The sequence below is a fragment of the Brevibacillus sp. SKDU10 genome, from assembly GCF_001645205.1.
Taxonomy (GTDB): domain Bacteria; phylum Bacillota; class Bacilli; order Brevibacillales; family Brevibacillaceae; genus Brevibacillus_B; species Brevibacillus_B halotolerans.
Genome location: NZ_LSSO01000194.1, coordinates 1 through 814, shown reverse-complemented (window position 1 = coordinate 814; position 814 = coordinate 1). Strand labels below are relative to the sequence as shown.

The following is an 814-nucleotide window of genomic DNA, read 5'->3' as shown; positions in this document are numbered from 1 at the left end:
TCAAATAGTCTAGTTCCTGCTACTATTTCTACATGATTTACCACTTGGCGACATTATCTTCTCGAATTTTTTGAAAAATACGTGATCTGAATCACACCTTTTGTCCATTTGTTTCGATAGATTTACTATTGTAGGAAATCAGAACGAAAGATGAGTTGATACGCTTATGAATACTCCTATATACAAACCACAGTTGGACATGACAGATTGGACTAAATCCGATCAGGAAAAATACACCAAGCTAACTTCGATCATCGATCCACATCTACACTCTTTTGTTGCTGAGCATGCCATGCTGGAAAATCTGATGGATAAGGTACGAGAAGGTTACGATTTGGAAGTATATCGCCTCGCTCTACAAGAGATAAAAGAGGAACTGGAGCATCATTTTTTATATGAGGAAACATTCATTTTAGGCAAGCTACAGAACCATATCGCTGAAACAGAAGTAGGTCCAATCGCAAAATTAGTACAGGACCATGTGATCATTCGTAAGCATTATAACGATGCGAAGGAGCTGTTTGAGCAAGAGCAAGCGAAGGAATGCAGTGAATTGTTACTGCAAAAAATGAACTTCTTAGCTTACCTATTGAAAAAGCATATTGAGAAAGAAGACCATTATATTTTTCCATTGGTAAGCCTTGTGCTATCAGAGGAAGAAAAAAAAGCAATAGCTGAAGAAGTGCGTCTTGCTGATTTACAAAGAAAAATCTAGTCTAGGTATCGTTTCTATTGGTACGAAAATGAAATAATCTCTATATGAAAAAGCATGTTCACTCTTAATCATCAGCTGTGAACATGCTTTTTCCTCTTC

General features: G+C 36.7%; 1 protein-coding gene. It reads left to right on the top strand.

Going from position 1 to position 814, the window contains the following annotated elements; genetic code table 11:
• The first annotated feature begins 166 nt into the window (after positions 1–166).
• A complete protein-coding gene (locus tag AYJ08_RS19575) occupies positions 167–715 on the top strand; it encodes a hemerythrin domain-containing protein (RefSeq protein ID WP_064019099.1) in 549 nt (182 codons plus the stop codon).
• Positions 716–814: the final 99 nt, after the last annotated feature.